The organism is Microbulbifer sp. MKSA007, from assembly GCA_032615215.1.
In the GTDB taxonomy this organism is placed as follows: domain Bacteria; phylum Pseudomonadota; class Gammaproteobacteria; order Pseudomonadales; family Cellvibrionaceae; genus Microbulbifer.
In genome coordinates this window covers 2,261,792-2,278,486 of the sequence record CP128433.1, presented here as the reverse complement: position 1 = coordinate 2,278,486, position 16,695 = coordinate 2,261,792, and the positions used below count along the sequence as shown (strand labels likewise).

20 protein-coding genes and 1 pseudogene are annotated in these 16,695 nt (G+C 47.6%); 2 read left to right on the top strand and 19 right to left on the bottom strand.

Annotated elements, in window-relative coordinates; all coding sequences use genetic code 11:
* Positions 1–333 precede the first annotated feature (333 nt).
* The 5 genes from QT397_13025 to QT397_13005 form a co-directional block, all read right to left on the bottom strand.
* On the bottom strand, positions 334–798 hold the full coding sequence (locus tag QT397_13025) for a hypothetical protein (protein WNZ58213.1): 465 nt from the start codon (positions 796–798) through the stop codon (positions 334–336).
* Between the two features lie 121 nt (positions 799–919).
* Entirely contained in the window at positions 920–1,126 is a 207-nt protein-coding gene (locus QT397_13020) for a hypothetical protein (GenBank protein WNZ58212.1), read from the bottom strand.
* A gap of 203 nt (positions 1,127–1,329) precedes the next feature.
* A complete protein-coding gene (locus QT397_13015) occupies positions 1,330–1,548 on the bottom strand; it encodes a hypothetical protein (protein ID WNZ58211.1) in 219 nt (72 codons plus the stop codon).
* Between the two features lie 102 nt (positions 1,549–1,650).
* On the bottom strand, positions 1,651–2,031 hold the full coding sequence (locus tag QT397_13010) for a hypothetical protein (GenBank protein ID WNZ58210.1): 381 nt from the start codon (positions 2,029–2,031) through the stop codon (positions 1,651–1,653).
* Between the two features lie 94 nt (positions 2,032–2,125).
* Positions 2,126–2,551 carry a hypothetical protein gene (locus QT397_13005; GenBank protein WNZ58209.1) on the bottom strand — a complete coding sequence of 142 codons (426 nt, stop codon included), beginning with the start codon at positions 2,549–2,551 and terminating at the stop codon, positions 2,126–2,128.
* 346 nt (positions 2,552–2,897) lie between these two features.
* Between QT397_13005 and QT397_13000 the strand changes: the two genes are divergently transcribed.
* Positions 2,898–3,878, top strand: coding sequence for an integron integrase (locus QT397_13000; protein ID WNZ58208.1), 981 nt, complete (start codon positions 2,898–2,900; stop codon positions 3,876–3,878).
* 17 nt (positions 3,879–3,895) lie between these two features.
* Here the strand turns inward: QT397_13000 and QT397_12995 are convergent, their stop codons facing one another.
* The 4 genes from QT397_12995 to QT397_12980 are packed head-to-tail and all read right to left on the bottom strand — an operon-like array spanning position 3,896 to position 6,917.
* Positions 3,896–4,222 (bottom strand): hypothetical protein, encoded by a 327-nt coding sequence (locus tag QT397_12995; protein ID WNZ58207.1) that lies wholly within the window; start codon positions 4,220–4,222, stop codon positions 3,896–3,898.
* 41 nt (positions 4,223–4,263) lie between these two features.
* Positions 4,264–5,826 carry an arylsulfatase gene (locus QT397_12990; protein WNZ58206.1) on the bottom strand — a complete coding sequence of 521 codons (1,563 nt, stop codon included), beginning with the start codon at positions 5,824–5,826 and terminating at the stop codon, positions 4,264–4,266.
* Between the two features lie 42 nt (positions 5,827–5,868).
* Positions 5,869–6,123: a hypothetical protein gene (locus QT397_12985; GenBank protein ID WNZ58205.1), complete on the bottom strand. Its 255-nt coding sequence runs from the start codon at positions 6,121–6,123 to the stop codon at positions 5,869–5,871.
* Positions 6,075–6,917 carry an HAD family hydrolase gene (locus QT397_12980; GenBank protein WNZ58204.1) on the bottom strand — a complete coding sequence of 281 codons (843 nt, stop codon included), beginning with the start codon at positions 6,915–6,917 and terminating at the stop codon, positions 6,075–6,077. Before QT397_12980 ends, QT397_12985 begins: the two co-directional genes overlap by 49 nt.
* A 106-nt stretch (positions 6,918–7,023) precedes the next feature.
* Here QT397_12980 and QT397_12975 point away from each other — a divergent pair, with 106 nt between their 5' ends.
* The gene (locus QT397_12975; GenBank protein ID WNZ58203.1) at positions 7,024–9,288 is read left to right on the top strand and encodes a tetratricopeptide repeat protein; all 2,265 of its coding nucleotides are present in this window, start codon (positions 7,024–7,026) and stop codon (positions 9,286–9,288) included.
* Here QT397_12975 and QT397_12970 read toward each other — a convergent pair.
* The 10 genes and pseudogenes from QT397_12970 to QT397_12925 all read right to left on the bottom strand — a co-directional run bounded on the left by QT397_12970 (position 9,285) and on the right by QT397_12925 (position 16,529).
* The gene (locus tag QT397_12970) at positions 9,285–10,628 is read right to left on the bottom strand and encodes a hypothetical protein (protein WNZ58202.1); all 1,344 of its coding nucleotides are present in this window, start codon (positions 10,626–10,628) and stop codon (positions 9,285–9,287) included. The genes QT397_12975 and QT397_12970 overlap by 4 nt on opposite strands.
* A 12-nt stretch (positions 10,629–10,640) precedes the next feature.
* Complete coding sequence (locus QT397_12965; protein WNZ58201.1) at positions 10,641–11,393, bottom strand: outer membrane lipoprotein-sorting protein; 753 nt, start codon at positions 11,391–11,393, stop codon at positions 10,641–10,643.
* Positions 11,394–11,405: 12 nt separating this feature from the next.
* Entirely contained in the window at positions 11,406–12,635 is a 1,230-nt protein-coding gene (locus QT397_12960) for an FtsX-like permease family protein (protein ID WNZ58200.1), read from the bottom strand.
* A 130-nt stretch (positions 12,636–12,765) separates the two neighbouring features.
* Positions 12,766–13,356, bottom strand: coding sequence for a hypothetical protein (locus QT397_12955; GenBank protein WNZ58199.1), 591 nt, complete (start codon positions 13,354–13,356; stop codon positions 12,766–12,768).
* Positions 13,353–13,520: a hypothetical protein gene (locus QT397_12950; GenBank protein WNZ58619.1), complete on the bottom strand. Its 168-nt coding sequence runs from the start codon at positions 13,518–13,520 to the stop codon at positions 13,353–13,355. Before QT397_12950 ends, QT397_12955 begins: the two co-directional genes overlap by 4 nt.
* A gap of 90 nt (positions 13,521–13,610) precedes the next feature.
* Positions 13,611–14,056, bottom strand: a pseudogene (locus QT397_12945) (ATP-binding cassette domain-containing protein).
* A complete protein-coding gene (locus QT397_12940) occupies positions 14,056–14,790 on the bottom strand; it encodes a hypothetical protein (GenBank protein ID WNZ58198.1) in 735 nt (244 codons plus the stop codon). The pseudogene QT397_12945 and the gene QT397_12940 overlap by 1 nt, the downstream one beginning before the upstream one ends.
* A 19-nt stretch (positions 14,791–14,809) precedes the next feature.
* A complete protein-coding gene (locus tag QT397_12935) occupies positions 14,810–15,064 on the bottom strand; it encodes an acyl carrier protein (GenBank protein ID WNZ58197.1) in 255 nt (84 codons plus the stop codon).
* A 2-nt stretch (positions 15,065–15,066) separates the two neighbouring features.
* The gene (locus QT397_12930) at positions 15,067–16,197 is read right to left on the bottom strand and encodes a hypothetical protein (protein ID WNZ58196.1); all 1,131 of its coding nucleotides are present in this window, start codon (positions 16,195–16,197) and stop codon (positions 15,067–15,069) included.
* Positions 16,194–16,529 carry a hypothetical protein gene (locus QT397_12925; protein ID WNZ58195.1) on the bottom strand — a complete coding sequence of 112 codons (336 nt, stop codon included), beginning with the start codon at positions 16,527–16,529 and terminating at the stop codon, positions 16,194–16,196. The genes QT397_12930 and QT397_12925 overlap by 4 nt, the downstream gene beginning before the upstream one ends.
* Between the last annotated feature and the right edge of the window lie 166 nt (positions 16,530–16,695).

Sequence of the window (16,695 nt, the reverse complement as noted above, 5' to 3'; positions counted from 1 at the left end):
ACTCAATAAATAGTATCGGCGGAAGAAGTATAAACAAAGCAACTGCCATACTATGGGGCATCAATTCCGGAGACAGAAATGCTGGCTTTTGATAATCGGCACGATGGCGATGCGCATGCCTGTGAAGCTCATAAATTAAACTCCAACTCCTAAAGATTAGTGTGATTAAATATGGTGTTACACAAAGCAACACAATAATCGATATTCTCAGTGATAAGGGACCACCTACAATGCGAAGTAGAGTTTGGAGCAGTAGTAATATGGATAGCAATAACTCCCAGAAATTTTTACCTTTTATCAATGAAATAATCATCGTTAAACTCTAACGCCGCGCTAATGGGCGCCGTTTTTTGGCGTCCCAGCAGGCGAAGCCTGCGAATTGAGCGCCTTGTTAAATTCTTTGTACAGGTAATAGCAGGTAACTGCTGAAACTATACCTGACGCAATGTAATACAAACCAACTATTGAGAACATTAGCCATTTCCCCGACAGCATAGATATAACCAGGCCACCACCCACAGCCCCAGCAATAACCACAACTGGCAATGAAAATAGTCGGCTCTTGATTAGGGCAATACCCAGCAGGTAAGCAACTATCACGATGGTTGGCGCCATTACCATAAACAATATTGGCATCCATAAAAATACGGAACTGAAATTGTAATAATGAGTAACAACACCATCAGGTGTAATCGTTTTTCCATAGCCTGAAAAAAAAGCCATTACAACGGTGCTCACAATTGCTGAAATTAGCACCGACTTCAAGAGAGCTCTGTGATTAATGTGAATATGGCTCATAGAAATTTAACGCCCAGCACACGGGCGGCCGAAACAGAGCGAAGCGGCGTGTAGGCCGTCCAGCCCGGCGTTTTTTGCCGGGCGTTCGTGCTGCTGCTTGTTAGAGTTTGTGGCACTCATGTTAATTTTTAAATGACAATATTTTGAGACCAAGACAAACCAGCGCTCCAATTAACACGCCTTGCCCAGCAGCTATGATCGGAACTAATGGTACGGCTAAAAGCATATTACCAGGGGCGTCAGGTTGTACCAAAGCAGCAATTAAGAACAGCGGCGTAAAGATAACGGAAACACCCGTAGTCCAACCTTTCCATATTTGTGTGAACATTAATTACACTCGGTTTTATTGGTAGCTCTAACGCCCCGCTAAAGGGCCGTAGTGGAGGCAAACTTTTTGGGGTAGCGTAGCGTAAACCCCAAAACGAGCGCCGGAACGGAGGTCCAAGCCGCAACGCGGCTGAACTTTGAGCGGTTTGTTATGTGCTCATTGATAATAATTTATTGTACCCGCTACCAATATCACAACTGAACTTAACGCACTATATGTTTTTCTACTTCATCTGCTTCTACACATAAGAGTTCCGCGATATCTTTTACAACCTCCGGAATTAACAAAGCCAGAGGAGGATGTTCTTTGAGAATATTGACAAGATTAACTTCGCCTTCCTCACGTATTTCAGACCAGAACCACCTAAAGAGATAATTTCTCTGCTCAAATTCCGGTAAGTCTGCCCATTTAAATCCACTCATCTTTTTGCCGTACTCACATAACGCCACAATAACCGAGCGTAGCTAAGCGTGGCATTGTGAGCAAAGCGAACCACGCTTAGCGGAGTCTGGTTGATTTTTTTGTTAACTGTGTTTACTGCAAACATGGTAAAGATGACCTGTAACCAATATTGGAACCACCATATAAATAACCACAAAATTGTTGATGCCAATAAAGCTTATTGCCGCTAATAACACTGCCAGGCTACCGCAAATAAGGTGAAACCGATATTTTTTGATAGAGTAATTGATATCTGGCCATATTAGCTTTTTTAGGAGCTGAATAAGCCCCCACATACCAATTGAACCAAGTAGGACCGAGCCAAGAATTAAAGCACCCATCACCTCGCCGTTGTATACCGCTGCCACGCTAAACGGCAACCCCATACCAACACCGATTAGCCAAAGCACCAGAATTGGCCCTAGACCAAATAAAACCTCACTTGAATACAGAATAGCTTTCATAATTAGGAACAGTTAACGATTTTATAAACGGCGCGCGTTTTTCGCGTGTCCAGTGGAGGCCGTCTTTTGGCCGGAACGGTGTTTCATAAACTTGTTATACTTCATGCCCAAACTGCCTAAAGTAGCGTCTAATTAACGACTTTTTCTTTTTGCTATGCGAAAAATACGTATTTTCCAATGCTCGTGTTATGTCACTAGGAATAACCTCTGCTCCTAGTTCCAATAGTGCAATAATGGTTTCTGTATGACCATGCTCGACAGCTTCAACAAGAGCATAGACTGGTATGGGCGACCCCAAGCTTCTCAGTAGACGAATTTCCTCATGCTTATTTTCTACAGCCAACCAGTGCAGTACATTTTCACCCACCCAGCATGTCTCGTATAGCACTTCGGGATTCTCTGAAATTATATCCCTTACCTTCTGAGGCTCATTCAATACTGCGTCGAGCAGCAAACCAAATCCATGTGTTCTACCTTTTTTTAGTGCATCGTAGGTTGGAGGCCTAACTTTCTTTCTCATAATATTGGCAGTACATTACTGCGAAAAATATAACATTTATATAGTAATCATTCTGATCACTATTATCCTGATTACTATCCTGGAATCAATCTAACGAAAAAATACACAAAACCCAAGTAAAATCAATATATTATTCATGATTCAGAACCATTGTACCAAATGGAAAAACGATCACTTTGACTACTATCCCCATTTTATACGAGCTCCCTAACCCATTGAAATAAAATAGGTTTTCAAACATTCCGGACCTAGGCCAAAAATAACAGTCAAACTGATCGAAAATCCTGCTGACTCCCAGCCAAATGTTCAGTAAACTGTTAATCCATACAGCATTGAGGCTGTGGAGATGGACGACATCCCTATTCCGCTTCCCAAGCGGCCATCCCGCTTTATGGACCGCTTTAGGACGTTTATTCGGTCTCGATATTTGGCATACAAAACAGAGAAGACATACTGTTTCTGGGTGAAGGACTTTATACGCTTTCATGGGATGCAACATCCGCAAGACCTTGGAAAGTCTGAAATAGATCAGTGGTTAAGTCACCTTGCCGCTAATCGCAATGTATCAGCAAACACTCAGAGAACGGCTTTGAATGCGGTTGTCTTTCTCTATAAGCAGTTTCTGGATATTGAGTTAGGGCAACTACAGTTCGAACAAAGCCATCGGCCTAAGCGGTTGCCTGTTACCTTTAGCCATGAAGAGGCAACTTCAGTATTAGAGTACCTTAGTGGCCCATATAAGCTTGCCGCTTCATTAATGTATGGCTCAGGCCTTAGAGTTATGGAAGCTGTGCGGCTCAGGGTGCAGGACATTGATTTTAGTGATCAATGCTTGATAGTACGGGAATCCAAGGGGGAGAAGTGGCGAAGAACACTGCTGCCTCGGTCTCTGATTAAGCCCCTCAAGGTGCAGATTGCACATGCGCTCTCTCTACATCAGCAGGATTTGGCAGAAGGCTATGGGTATGTCTATTTACCTTTCGCACTGTCAAAAAAGTACCCACACGCGGCTACAAGTGCCGCTTGGCAATATGTGTTCCCTGCTCGATTTCTATCGCAAGACCCTCGCAGCGATATGATGCGACGGCACCATATTGGTGAGCAACAAGTAAGACGGGCGGTTTCCAAGGCCGTTTCAGCCCTCAATATTCGTAAGAAGGCGAGTTGCCACACATTTCGCCACTCTTTTGCTACCAACCTCTTACGTGCTGGTACTGATATACGCAATATTCAGGAGCTGCTTGGCCACAGCGATATCAGTACAACCATGATTTACACCCATGTTATAGGCGTACATGAGCGTGGTGTTACCAGCCCTCTTGACTGATTTCGGTCCCCCAGCAGCTATGTCTTTGGGTGGTAGCTGGCTTTGGGCCAAGCCTTGTTGATTTCATCTGCCTGAAGCTCAGCATTAAAGTGTTCCCATGTAATGCCATTAATGTCAGTTTCTGCGGTAAATGTATCGGCACCATCTGATTCCCACCCTAGATGCCTAAGCGCTCCGCTTTCGCAATTTGGATCATGGCGAATCGATAAGTTAACAGTGGTAGTTCGCCATAAAGCATATTCATTGGGTACATGCACGCAGGGTACAGTATTTAACCTTTTACTGTAATCGGTAACTGACTCTTCTATCTGATTAGTCGACAGTGCGATATGAATTTTATCCATGGGCCCTACCTTTATTGATACTTGCGTTGGTATCTACATTTTTAGTTACTACCACTCGCTCCAGCTTCCAGCTGCTCCTGTACCTTATCCAAATTAAAAGATCCGGGTACCTGGCTGGGTGGATATTCTTTCATAGTTTGCAAAAATTTTGATGCGAGTTGCTGCATGGGAACCAGGACAAAAGCCCTGTCTATAAACCAGTCGTTATAGGTATTCGAGTTGTGTTGGGCTTTTTCGAAAGGATCTTGCCTCAAATTGAACAATAGTGGCACTCGTAATTCAGTAAAGGGCTCTCGCCAGACTTCAAAACCCCGCCCGCGATTTTCCAGGAAAATAGCTTTCCAGGGTTCGTAGCGCATAGCTACAATTTGGCCGTCATCATTTACGTAGATAAATTCTTTTCTTGGTGAAAGTTTTGCTTTGCCGGTGAAGTAATCCATCATGTTGTAGCCATCAACATAATTTCTGTACTCGCGCCCATTGAGCTCAACCCCTTCCTTGAGCTGTCCCTTGATATTCGGGTTCCCCCCGGCCGCAGCGAAAGTCGGCAGCCAGTCTTCATGGGAGACAATACCTGTCAAGGTAGTACCCGCTGGAAATTTACCCGGCCAGCGTACAAAGGCTGGCACCCTATAAGCTCCTTCCCAATTGGAATTTTTCTCACTACGAAATGGCGTAGTTGCAGCATCTGGCCAGGTATTGAAGTGGGGGCCGTTGTCTGTGGAATAAAACACGATGGTATTGTCGGTGATATCCAGGCGATCGAGCACACTTAGCAGCTTTCCTACCAGAATGTCATGCTCTACCATGCCATCCATATACTCATTGCTGTTGGGGCCCGCAAGGTTTGTGTGCTCCTCTCTAACATGGGTGCGAAAATGCATCCGGGTTGCGTTCCACCAGACAAAGAATGGAGTCTTAGCCGCGTGTGCACGTTCGATAAAGTCGATAGCAGCTGCAAGGGTTTCATCATCGATGGTTTCCATCCGCTTCTTGGTGAGGGGGCCGGTATCTTCGATTGGTCCGCCGGCCTTGGCTTTAATCACTCCTCTGGGGCCAAACTTCTTGCGGAATTCAGGGTCTTTGGGATAGTCCCGGTTCTCAGGCTCTTCCTCCGCATTCAAGTGATAGAGATTGCCAAAAAATTCATCAAAACCATGGTTGATGGGCAGGTGTTCGTCCCTATCCCCTTGGTGGTTTTTACCAAACTGGCCGGTGGCATAACCCAGGCTTTTCATTACTGTGGCGATAGTGGCATCACTCTTCTGCCAACCCTCTTTGGCACCAGGAAGCCCTACTTTAGTCATGCCGGTGCGCACTGGGACATTACCCGCTAAAAACGCTGCGCGGCCTGCTGTGCACGATTGCTGGCCGTAGTAATCGGTAAAAGAGAGCCCTTCTACCGCCAGCCGATCAATGTTGGGCGTGGTGTAGCCCATCATGCCGCGACTGTTGAAGCTGATATTCCAGATGCCAATATCATCTCCCCAGATCACCAAAATATTGGGTTTGGTCTGCGCGAAGAGGCTACCAGGGGAAAGGGATACAGCAGCCAGTACAACCAAAAGGAACTGTCGGAGACGGGATCGGGAGATCAGGAGCATTACACACCTCAATATTGGCAGGCTCAATACACCGCTTTAAGACTAGTCCTGGTAGGCGGGAACTTGAGGAATCACCGGCCCCTGGCTTGATTGATCCTTCTCTTCTGGCGGAAACACCGTCCGCCAGTCCTTAGCCATATCTACCACTAACCAGCCATTTGCCTTAGCGGCTTGTAGCGCTTTGTCCAGGCGCCCCACTGAGGAGTTCTTATCGTATGCCCATTCTCTTTTGGCATCGGTATGATGAATCAGCATGGCAAAACGCGGCCCCTTAGCGGCGGTGGTCCATTCCAGCATTTGTAAATCACCATCGGAATTGCCTGCGGCAAAACTGGCCTCCGGCCAATCACGTCATTGATTGCGATAGGTTTCCCCTGTTTGTCGGTGAGGAAGGCCAGTTCATCTAATTTCACGATATAGGGATGCCCACCCCCATTTTCATAGCGCGACTTTAGGCGACTGCCGATAACCTGCTCTGGGGGGATTCCATATAACTCCTGGGAAAACACTCGGATAAAATCAGTGCCGCCCCCCGAAACGATGTAGGTTTTAAAACCATTTGCCCTTAAGTAATCCAGCAACTCCAGCATGGGCTGAAACACCATCGCACTGTAGTGTTTGCCAGTTTCCGGGTTCTTAGCGCTCTTGAGCCATTGGGCAACAAAGCGCTGAAAGGCATCCGTACTCAATCCCGCATGAGTCGCAGTAAGCATTACTTCCAAACCTTCCCTGCCTTGCCCCAACAGGTTTGATAAATCGCCCTTTAGGATCGAAGCGAAGGGCTCTTGGGTTTTCCACTCTGGGTGTTGGGGCGCGAGCCTTTTAACTTCATCGGCGGCATAGAGTAGCTGGAAATACACGGGCTTCTCGGACCAGAGGGTGCCATCATTATCAAATACCGCGATACGTTCACCGACAGGTATAAAGTCGGCGCTGCCCTTACGGGTAACCTTGTCAACAAAGGCCATAATTTGGGCTTTAACGCCATCTTGCCAGGATGGCAAGGGAGAACTGAGTGCCGGTAAGCTGATTGCCAAAACCAGCAGCAGACACCCTCGGCTCAGGGCAACCCTAAATTTCCAATCCAGCATTCTGCCCCTCTCACAAAATGACATTTACGGCACATGAACTAATCTTTTGGCCTAGGGGGCCTCTGAATAACTCCCTAAGATAAGAACTCATCACAATAAAAAAACCGTGATAAATATAGCTGGCACTAGCCTCCTCCAAATCAGCCTTATCTGTCTCGTACTGGTGGCCTGTGGTAACGAAGAGCCGGTTGATACCCAACCTCTCAAGCGCCCGGACGAAGCAATTAGCTCAGAAGCCACTTTCGTGGGCTCCGCGCAATGCGCCCCATGCCACAAAGATGAGGCCGGTGCCTGGCAAGGTTCCCACCACCAGCTAGCAATGCAGGCCGCCAATAGCGACAGCGTTCTAGGTGATTTCTCCGGGGTGGCATTTGAATATCAGGGGCAGAAATCTCACTTCTATCAAAAGGAAGGGCGCTATTACGTACGCACTGATGGGCCCAATGGAGACCTTCAGGACTATCCCCTTGACTATACATTTGGTGTCCACCCTTTACAGCAATACTTGATTGATTTGGGAGGCGGACGTCTTCAGGCACTGAATATCGCTTGGGACAGCCGGGATAAATCTGTCGGTGGCCAGCGCTGGTTCCATCTCTATCCCGATCAAGCGATAGACCATCAACACCCCCTGCACTGGACCGGCATAAACCAGAATTGGAACTTTATGTGTTCCGACTGCCATTCCACCAATCTGCAAAAGGCCTATAACCTACAAACCGATAGCTACCAGACATCCTGGTCAGAGATCAGTGTCGGTTGCGAATCCTGTCATGGCCCGGGATCAAGGCACATTCAGTGGGCAAAAACACAGAATGAGACATTGCCGAATAAAGGGCTTGATCCCCATCTTATTGACCCAACCCAACAGCTCCGGGGAATGGATCTGCAAACGGGGATTGCCAAGCTTGCGCCATCGGCAGCCATCCAGCGTGAAATAACAACTTGCGCCCAGTGCCATTCTCGGCGGAGTACCCATTTACCGGGAGCGAAGGCTAACAGCGAATTACTGGATCATTTCAACCTCACACTTCTGCAAGAGCCTCTCTACCACGCAGATGGCCAGGCCGATGGCGAGGTATTTGTGTACGGATCGTTTCTGCAAAGCAAAATGTACGCAGCAGGTGTTACCTGTAGCCACTGTCATAACCCCCACAGCCTACAACTGAGAGCAGCTGGTGATGCAGTTTGTGCCCAGTGCCATATGCCGGAGCGATTTGCCCGTACTGACCACCATCTGCACCCAACTCAAAGCCCCGGTGCCCGCTGCACAAACTGCCATATGCCGAAGAAAAATTTCATGCAGGTGGATGGACGCCGGGATCACAGTTTCCGCATTCCCCGGCCTGACCTTTCCGAGGCGCTGGGCACCCCCAATACTTGCAACAGCTGCCATCAAGATAAATCGAGCCAGTGGGCGGCGAAGATATTGGAAGACAAATACGGCTCACCTCCCCCTCACTACGGGCAGACATTGCACGCAGCTATGCGCGGGGATAGCGAGGCCGATAAGATGTTAATGAACCTTATTCAGGACGACAGTCAACCGGAGATTGTTCGGGCCAGCGCAATCCGTTTGTTATCGCGCTACCTGACGATAAATTCCGCTCAGTTACTCCAACAAATTGCCCAGAGCGAAGAACCATTATTAAACCTGGCCCTTGCGCAGTCTCTGGATAAACTACCGGAGCAATTGCGACTGATGATCGGTGTACCGCTGCTTTTCAGTAAAATGGCCGTGACCAGGTCGCTGGCTGCCAATGGCGTTACCGATGCTCAGAACGGGACTATGCCCGCGCAAGTACAGCAGCAATACTCAAAGGCCCTTAAAACCTATACCACCTCAGAATTATTCAACAGCGACCGGCCGGAATCCCTGGTAAACCTGGGCAACCTCCATTTCCGGAGAGGAAACACGCAACAAGCGGAAGCCTTCTATCGCCGGGCAATAACCAAGGCCTCCTACTACACACCCGCCTATATCAACTTGGCCGACCTTTACCGGGCAAGTGGACGTGAAACCGACGCGGAATTATTACTCAGAGGAGCACTATCGAAGAGTGAGGATATCGCCGTAATCCAGCATGCCTTAGGACTTTCCCTGGTTCGTCAGAACCGCCACCAGGAGGCAATGGGTTTTCTAAAGGCGGCAGCTGAGAATGAGCAAACCCAGAGCCGCTATCTCTACGTATATGCCATAGCCGTTCACTCGGAAGGCAACAGCGAACTCGCCCTGGATATTCTAGAAGACGGCTATCACCAGTTTCCGCAGGACCTGGATATTTTGCGGGCATTAATTTCTATTAGCAGGGAATCCGGCAAGCGGGAAATCGCACAAAAATATGAAGCACTTTTAGCCAGCAAACGCTAAAAATCATAATAGAGACTTAACCTAAGAAGCCTTTCAGTTGGCAGCAGACCAAATTCACAGGACTCACAGCCCCTGAAAAACTGGGCTTGCAGTCGAGTACTAAAATGCTCAGTCCAGTTCTGAATCAATTCCAGGTTGTGGTACTGGCTCTTGTCATCCAGGTTGTATTGCACACTCTGGCGATATTGAAACTTCTTATCCAGCCGGGTGTTACCCCACATCAAGAACAAATACTCCTGCCGTAGTTGTCCGGTAGATAAAAGGTGAAAACTATCGGACAGAAAAGCAATCGCCTCATAAACCCGCGCGCTGTTCAATCCGTTCTTTGCACTATCTACCTGCGTTTGAACCAAATCCCACTCGTCATCATCGAATCCATGCTGGTTATACAGATACTCCGCAGTAACATCCCATCCCTGGTTGAAGCTGAGCTGAGTACCAAGCACCAGCTTCAAATAACCATCGTCCTCTGCTGGAAAATAGGAGAGTTCGCCCGGCTGCGGTAACTCCCGCTGATGTTCCCAAGCCCCCTCCAACCTGAGTGTGGCACTGTCTCCAGCCAAAGTACTCAACCCGAGAGCGACATTGGTTGCCTCCCCCTCTATCTGATGTAATACCAAGCGGGTATCCAAGTCACCTTCACGATTCACCACGAGTGCGTACTGAAACTCATGGTCATTTACGCTAGTGTCAAAGTGACCATCCAGCTCATCCTCAACCTGAGCCATATAAATGCCGGTGTTCCAGCGACCATAGCGGAAATCAAGATGGGCCATATCCCAGCCCAGTTGCTGGGTAAGCTCATCGGCATCCAGATTGGGGCGATCAAATGTGGCTTTTAAAAGATTTGCTGGAGACCAGTTGTAACCGTTGCTCCACTGAGGTTTTATCCGACCGACGTTAATACCAAACCTTCGGTTGTCAGTGTAAGAAGAGAAATACCCCTCTAGCAGATGGGATTCTGTCTCTTTTTCAGATGTTCCAGCCTCATTAGACCGATAGTGCTCTATCGCCGCAAACCGCGAGTAAACTGAGAAGTGTGCTCCCAGGGAGAACTGGCCACTGAGATCCAGAGCAAGCAAAGACTCTTGTTCATCAAAGACAAACAGACCCGGATCGAAATAGAGGTCATCCTGAACTTCATTCTGCTGGTGATACCCCAGTAGCGAAGCATCAATATCCCAAACAACTCGAGAAACCCCTTCCTCAGTGCTCACTTCATCGAAAAGTTCCGAGTTGGTCTCGAAAGGGTCCTGATAGTCTTCGGCACTGGCAACTTTTTCAGCAAAAGCGAGAGAAAGGAGTATAAATGGGAGAATTTTCCTGATTCTGATAACCATTACCGACTCACCTCAATTCAGCCTGCCAAGGGAGCCTTTTTGGAAAATTGCCGGGTCCAGGCTCTCAAGACGATAGTCATCGAATTTCATCCAGGTATAACTCTCGTCAATGAGTGCATCCACCAAGAGTAATTTATGCAGTTTCAGCTCGCCTTCAAACTGCTTGAACTCTTTATAGTGCGCTGTTTTAAGGAGGCGCCCGGAGCGGGTATAAAACTCCCCCTTTAAAGGCAGGTTTCCCTCAGCCTGTGCCATCCATATTTTTACTTTGTCATAGGCAACACCAGAGGATTTTGCCGATAAATACAGCACCCAGTAATCTTCCCCATCAACAGTTTCCTGCCCTTGCAGCTCTGCGGTGTAATCCCTGGAGAAATTTGCCCCCACTACATCACCGTTACTGGTCTCACCAATTAATCGCTGTGAGGGTGCAATCCGGATAACCCTGCGCGTGCCGGGAATATAGAGCCACATATTGGCGCTCTCTTTTAGCATTGCCCTGCCCTTTTCCCGGGCGGGTGCCAAAAACTGGATCAGTGATTGCTCATTAAACACTTTGACACTGAGCTTATTGGTGCGGGGCTCCTTGTCCTTTTTATAGCTGATATTGGTGATATCAAAGCTAAAGCCCTGATCCCTGAACCCGCGAAAATCATCCAGCTTATTAACCAGTGACTCAGCCGAAACCGATGCATAACTTGAGTAGCTAAACAACAAGCAGGCTATCGCCAACACCCACCCATAAAAAGAATTCAACTTATACATAGAAGACCCAAATCAAGTAAACCTAAGTGCTTTTACTACCGGCAGCCGGGATGCTTTTATCGCTGGATAAAGGCTGGAAACAAGTGAAATACAAAAACCCAACAGGAATGTTTTCAATAAGATATCCGGCACGACAAACACACGGATAGGATAGTCCTGGGTGCTGCCCGGTGGCCGGGGCATCATCCATTCAGCATAGGTAATTCCCTTGGCTGCCAGTGCACCAATCAGTAGCCCCAGCAAACTTCCGATTAAACCGAGAAATACCGATTCCAGTAAAATCAGGTTTACAACCTGGCGAGGAGTGCCGCCCATGGCCCGAATAGTACCCAGCTCACGGGTGCGCTCCATTACTGCCATCAACATGGTATTGGAAATACTCAATGCGACGATTACCAACACAATGACGGTAATAAAACCAAAAACTCCGTTAAACAGGCCAACAACCTGATGATAATAACCCGCCAGTTCTTCCCAGCTTTTTATTTCTAGGTTCAAATTGTTCTGCTCAAAGACACTGGTCAGAGTCGCAATTGAGGTAGATGTAAGTTCGGTCTCCTCCAATAAAACCACTAGCCGTGTAATATCTGACGTATAGAGTAATTCCTGGGCCAGAGGCAAATTCACCCTGAGCAAGCGATCATCCAGTTCCTTAACACCGGTTGTGATTACCCCCATCACCTGTACATCGACAGCATTGATTGCCCCATCCTGGGTGCTTGCCAACAGGGTCAAGTAGTCCCCAATCTGAACATCCAGAGCATTGAACAAGCCTTCTCCAAGGTGGGCAGCAGAAATATCCTCTGGAAATAGATCGTCCCCTTGAACAATCTGAATTGCAGAGGAAAGCATCACTTCTTTCTCCGCATCGATACCAATTCCAGTGATGGCTATCGATTGCTTGCCATCACTAAGCAGGCCATTGAAATTAAGGCGTGGTGCTACCACCAGTGTATCGGTTTCGTTTTCTACCAGCTCGGAAATCTTTTGAAGGTCCCCATCAGCAATCAGGTATTTTTCCGGTTCCGCTTTGCCAAACTGGTTGTAGCCTTTGGCATAGATTTGTATATGACCAAGCTGCGAGCGGATCATACTCTCCCGCATCCCCTCATACATCGACTGTACAAAACCGCCAAAAATAATCAGGCTGGTACAACCGAAAACGATCGCAGCCAAGGTAATCAGGCTGCGGCGCCCGTTACGCATAATATTCAGCAGTGCAACTTTCCAACCCAAGCCCATGACTAAATACTCCGAAGCGCCAGCTTGGCTTTAGCGGACCAGTCGGTATCCGACTCGGCCACCTTTCCCCAAAGAACCCGGGCATCATCGGGCTGTTTATTGCGCTCGTAAGCCTGGGCAAGGTAGAACTCTACAAAGCCAAGAAATTCTTTACCGAACCGATTGCCCACCTGTTCCCTAACCAGCTCCAGGTCTTCAACAGCGTAGCGCGCTCTTTTAGAAAGGCCGGCATATTGGCACAGCTGATTCCCCGCTGAAGGCGGGCGCCCAGATTGAATGGAGATTGTTTAACAGCCCGATCCATCATGCGATTGCCTCGTCTGGAGAACAGCGATAGTTTTGCCAATCGATCAAGGTAGAAGCTGGATTTAAAGGAAGTTGTCGATCCCAATGCAGCATTGAGTTCGGGGTCATCCGGGAGACTCTCCACCAGTGACTGCATCAGAGCCTCTAACTCCTCAACATCCTGCAACTCTGCATCTTCCATCGACGTAAGGCGCGCAAGCTGAGCCAAGTAGGCCTGCTTTCTCTGTTCACTGGTCGTTTCTCCACTGACAGCAGCAAACAGCGCTTCCCTTTCACTATTGGTGAATGGAATCGGAGTTGGAAAGACGAAGTCTTCAGCCAAAGCTGGTGCAGAAATTAAGAATGCAACTGAAATAGCCAAAGCCGCTCTAGTTAGCGGGCCCCTAGCCAGCAACATTTTTATGATTGCTGTCATGCAAAAGCCTCCTGAACAATACCTTGAGGCGAAGCTGTATCCTCTACCAAATGACCATCTCGTACCGCGATAACACGAGATGCCAAGCTGGTTACATAATCATCATGGGTGGCTACGATAAAAGTGACACCCTGCTCCCGGTTGAGCTGCTTCATAAGGCTCATAATGCTCTCCGACGTGCGCGAATCCAGATTAGCTGTGGGCTCGTCCGCAAGCACCAGATCCGGCTTACTGACAATTGCCCTGGCAATCGCCACTCGCTGCATCTGCCCCCCGAAAGCTGGGTAGGGCGCTGATTAACCAACTTGGCAAGCCCTACTGCTTCCAGAGCGTCTAATGCTAGTTGCCTGGCATTGTTAGCCCCCCTCAGTGTCAGCGGGTACATCACATTCTCAAGTGCTGTAAGCACGGGAATTAGGTTAAAAGACTGGAAAACAATCCCAATATGACGACCTCGGAACAGGGAGCGCTGATGCTCTCCCAAACTCCCAAGATTAACGCCATCAATATGAACTGATCCGGAATCACACTGATCCAATGCGGATAGAAGGTTCAATAATGTGCTCTTACCACTACCGCTGGGCCCTTTCACAGCCAGAAACTCACCTCGATCGATAGCAAGATCTATATCCCGCAAGGCATCGACCCAGAGATCGCCCAATCGATAGCGCTTTGAAACACGCTTTAGCTCAACCAACATTAACTTTTACCCAGGGTGACTGCCATTTGCCCCAGTTGCTCACAAGAGGTTTGCATCGTGGCAGGACAAGGAGCCATTGCTATTGCTTTTTGGTAGTAATCCATGGCCACTGCCAAATCCTCAGTGCCCTCTCCAGCTTTCACCCAGTAGGCATTAGCCAAAGACAAATACACCACCTGCTGCATAGCAGCCGGCAATAGATCGGGATCTGAATCCATCAGATTCTTAAACCAGGCTTCATCTTCGAACACCCGCTCAAAGTGGCCGCTTACCTCTCCTACATAAGAAAAAGTAATCAGCCGTATCAGGCGTACATTAAAGTCTGAATCGGCACTGAGACCCGCTTGATCCACCTCATCCATCGCATGCCGCAGACGATAGAGCTTGTAAAGACCCATTGCAGGATCAAACATTGCACCTGCGCGCTTGCCCTCATTGGAGTAATACGCTGCACGTATCAGCATATCGTCTGGACGCTGTTGATACGCGGCTTCCAGCAAGTGTGCAGCCTTTTCAAGCTCGTTATGGTGACTAAATAACTGCCCAAGCTCCAACATCAAGTCGGGATCTGTACTATTTTCACCAATCTCCTGCTGGAGAAACTCCACCTGCTCCATCTCGCCTTCTGAATAGGCAATCTTGCCAAACTCGATGGGAGCAGCACCTGAAAACCAGGCAACAACATTTCCAATAAAAAAACTACTGATAAGAATGGTAAGTACTTTTTTAAACATTGACTGCTCCCGAAGTACGCTAGACTTCTTCCGAGTTTTCAAGTAGTTGACCATCCATTTCCCTTAGGGTGGTGTGTTCGTCGAAAACAAGATTTTCAGGGCTCATCACCCCCGGGTATAACTGCTCGCAAATTAGAATCACCTCGACAATATTCAGGGAATCCACCCCGAGTTCTGCAATGGGTGTATCTGCATCGACAGCATCAACATTCAGCATAAGAGCTATTTGCTCACAAAGCTCTTGTACCTTGTTCTCTACAACTGCTGTAGACATAATTACTCTCCAGTAACATTTCCTATTTTTAAGTTATTAAATCGCAGCAAGTAGTCCAATGTTAAAGTAAAAACACAAACATGCTGCTCTCGTTCTGAGTATTTTTGCTGCTGTTTTATGGCAGCAGAACTGATCATGGGCGGTATATAGAACCAGACTTTTGCAAGCCAATGGTGTCCATAAAAAAACACCCGCTGAAAAGATTCGTAAATATTACAGATAGGTTTATCACTTATTGAAAGTGCCGGGGGAATTACCCCCTCATCTCCCGAACCTTCAACAATCTCCACCATCTTGCTGGTATTCATTGCCAGTATATTGAGTAAAAACTGGGCAAAAGGCAGATAGAAAGTTTGGAAGGTATAATGTTCCCTATCGAGACTTGATTCTGAGTCCTGCCAGGCTCGATCCAACTCTCCCTGCACCATGACGGTGTAACTTTGTAGATCGATCCCTTCTACGACTCTATTTTTATGAGCCTTATTAAAGATCTTTGCCCGCTTCTCCTTATAGCCAACCGTTAAAGGCAGGCTTTGTCTACCCACTTTTAATTTGGTGCCGCTTGACTCCGCCAAACGATTGGCAATATGAGCATAAAAAGTGGTATCAACAGGCGAGAAAAGCTTAGAGGTTACTTCAGGTAAACTGTTGTAGAGTTTATCGGTAGCTTCTTCAGGAGTTACCAGAGCGGCATCAAATGACCCAGATTGATGATGTTCAGCTGAGAGCCAAATCAGTTCTCTGGCTGATATAACAACATCATCTTCTGGAAAGAGCATTTTAACATTCTGCAAAAGGCTCTTTCTTTCTATGGAGAAACCAAAATACTCAATTTCAATTAAGTAGTGGCAATCTACCGTATCGGCACCAACAGCAGGAAACAGTGATAAATCCTGACCAACAAATAGACGATCGTCCTTCAGGTAATAATAAAGGGGAAATCGAAATGCCTTACCAACTTGCAAGTGAAAAGTGTTTTTATCACTTCTCTTTATAGTTCCTAAAGATGTCCAATTTTCGCCATGCCCTGCCCCCCAATCGGCATCATTTAAAAATGAACTCAGTGAAACCTCTCCACCGACGGGCAACATTTTTTCTCTCATCAGGGGAGTTTTGCCTTTGCTAGGTCTCATGCAACAGCCCCCTCAGGTTGCCGCACCAAAGTTGTCAACCAGCTGGAAATAGGCTTCGCCGAAGCAGAAATAGCTGACATATGAGTAGCTCTGGGCAGCTCGGTGAGTCCAGCCCTAATATTGGGAGAGAGATACCAGCTCAAAACGGAGTGGAGCACGTGGGTATCAAGTACTTCGTCCTTCTCTCCAACAAAAAAGTGGCAGGGTACATTTAAACTTGCAAAGAGATCTGCGTATCTCTTTACGTTATAGGCGCTGAGCAAGTTAAACGTACAGTCCAAAACTCGCCCCTGATTCCCTGCTGCTGATCCCACCGGGGGAAAGCTCAGCACTGATAACTTCCTCAATGGGGGGAACAAAAGTGCCAGCCAATATTTCAGCATTTTTATTTTTGGCAGATTCTGATCACCAGCCGATGCCCTAGGCCGCGTATAGTGACGCTTCCTTCCGTAACGAATGTAATACTCAAAGCCAGATGCGGGAATATCGTACTTTCTT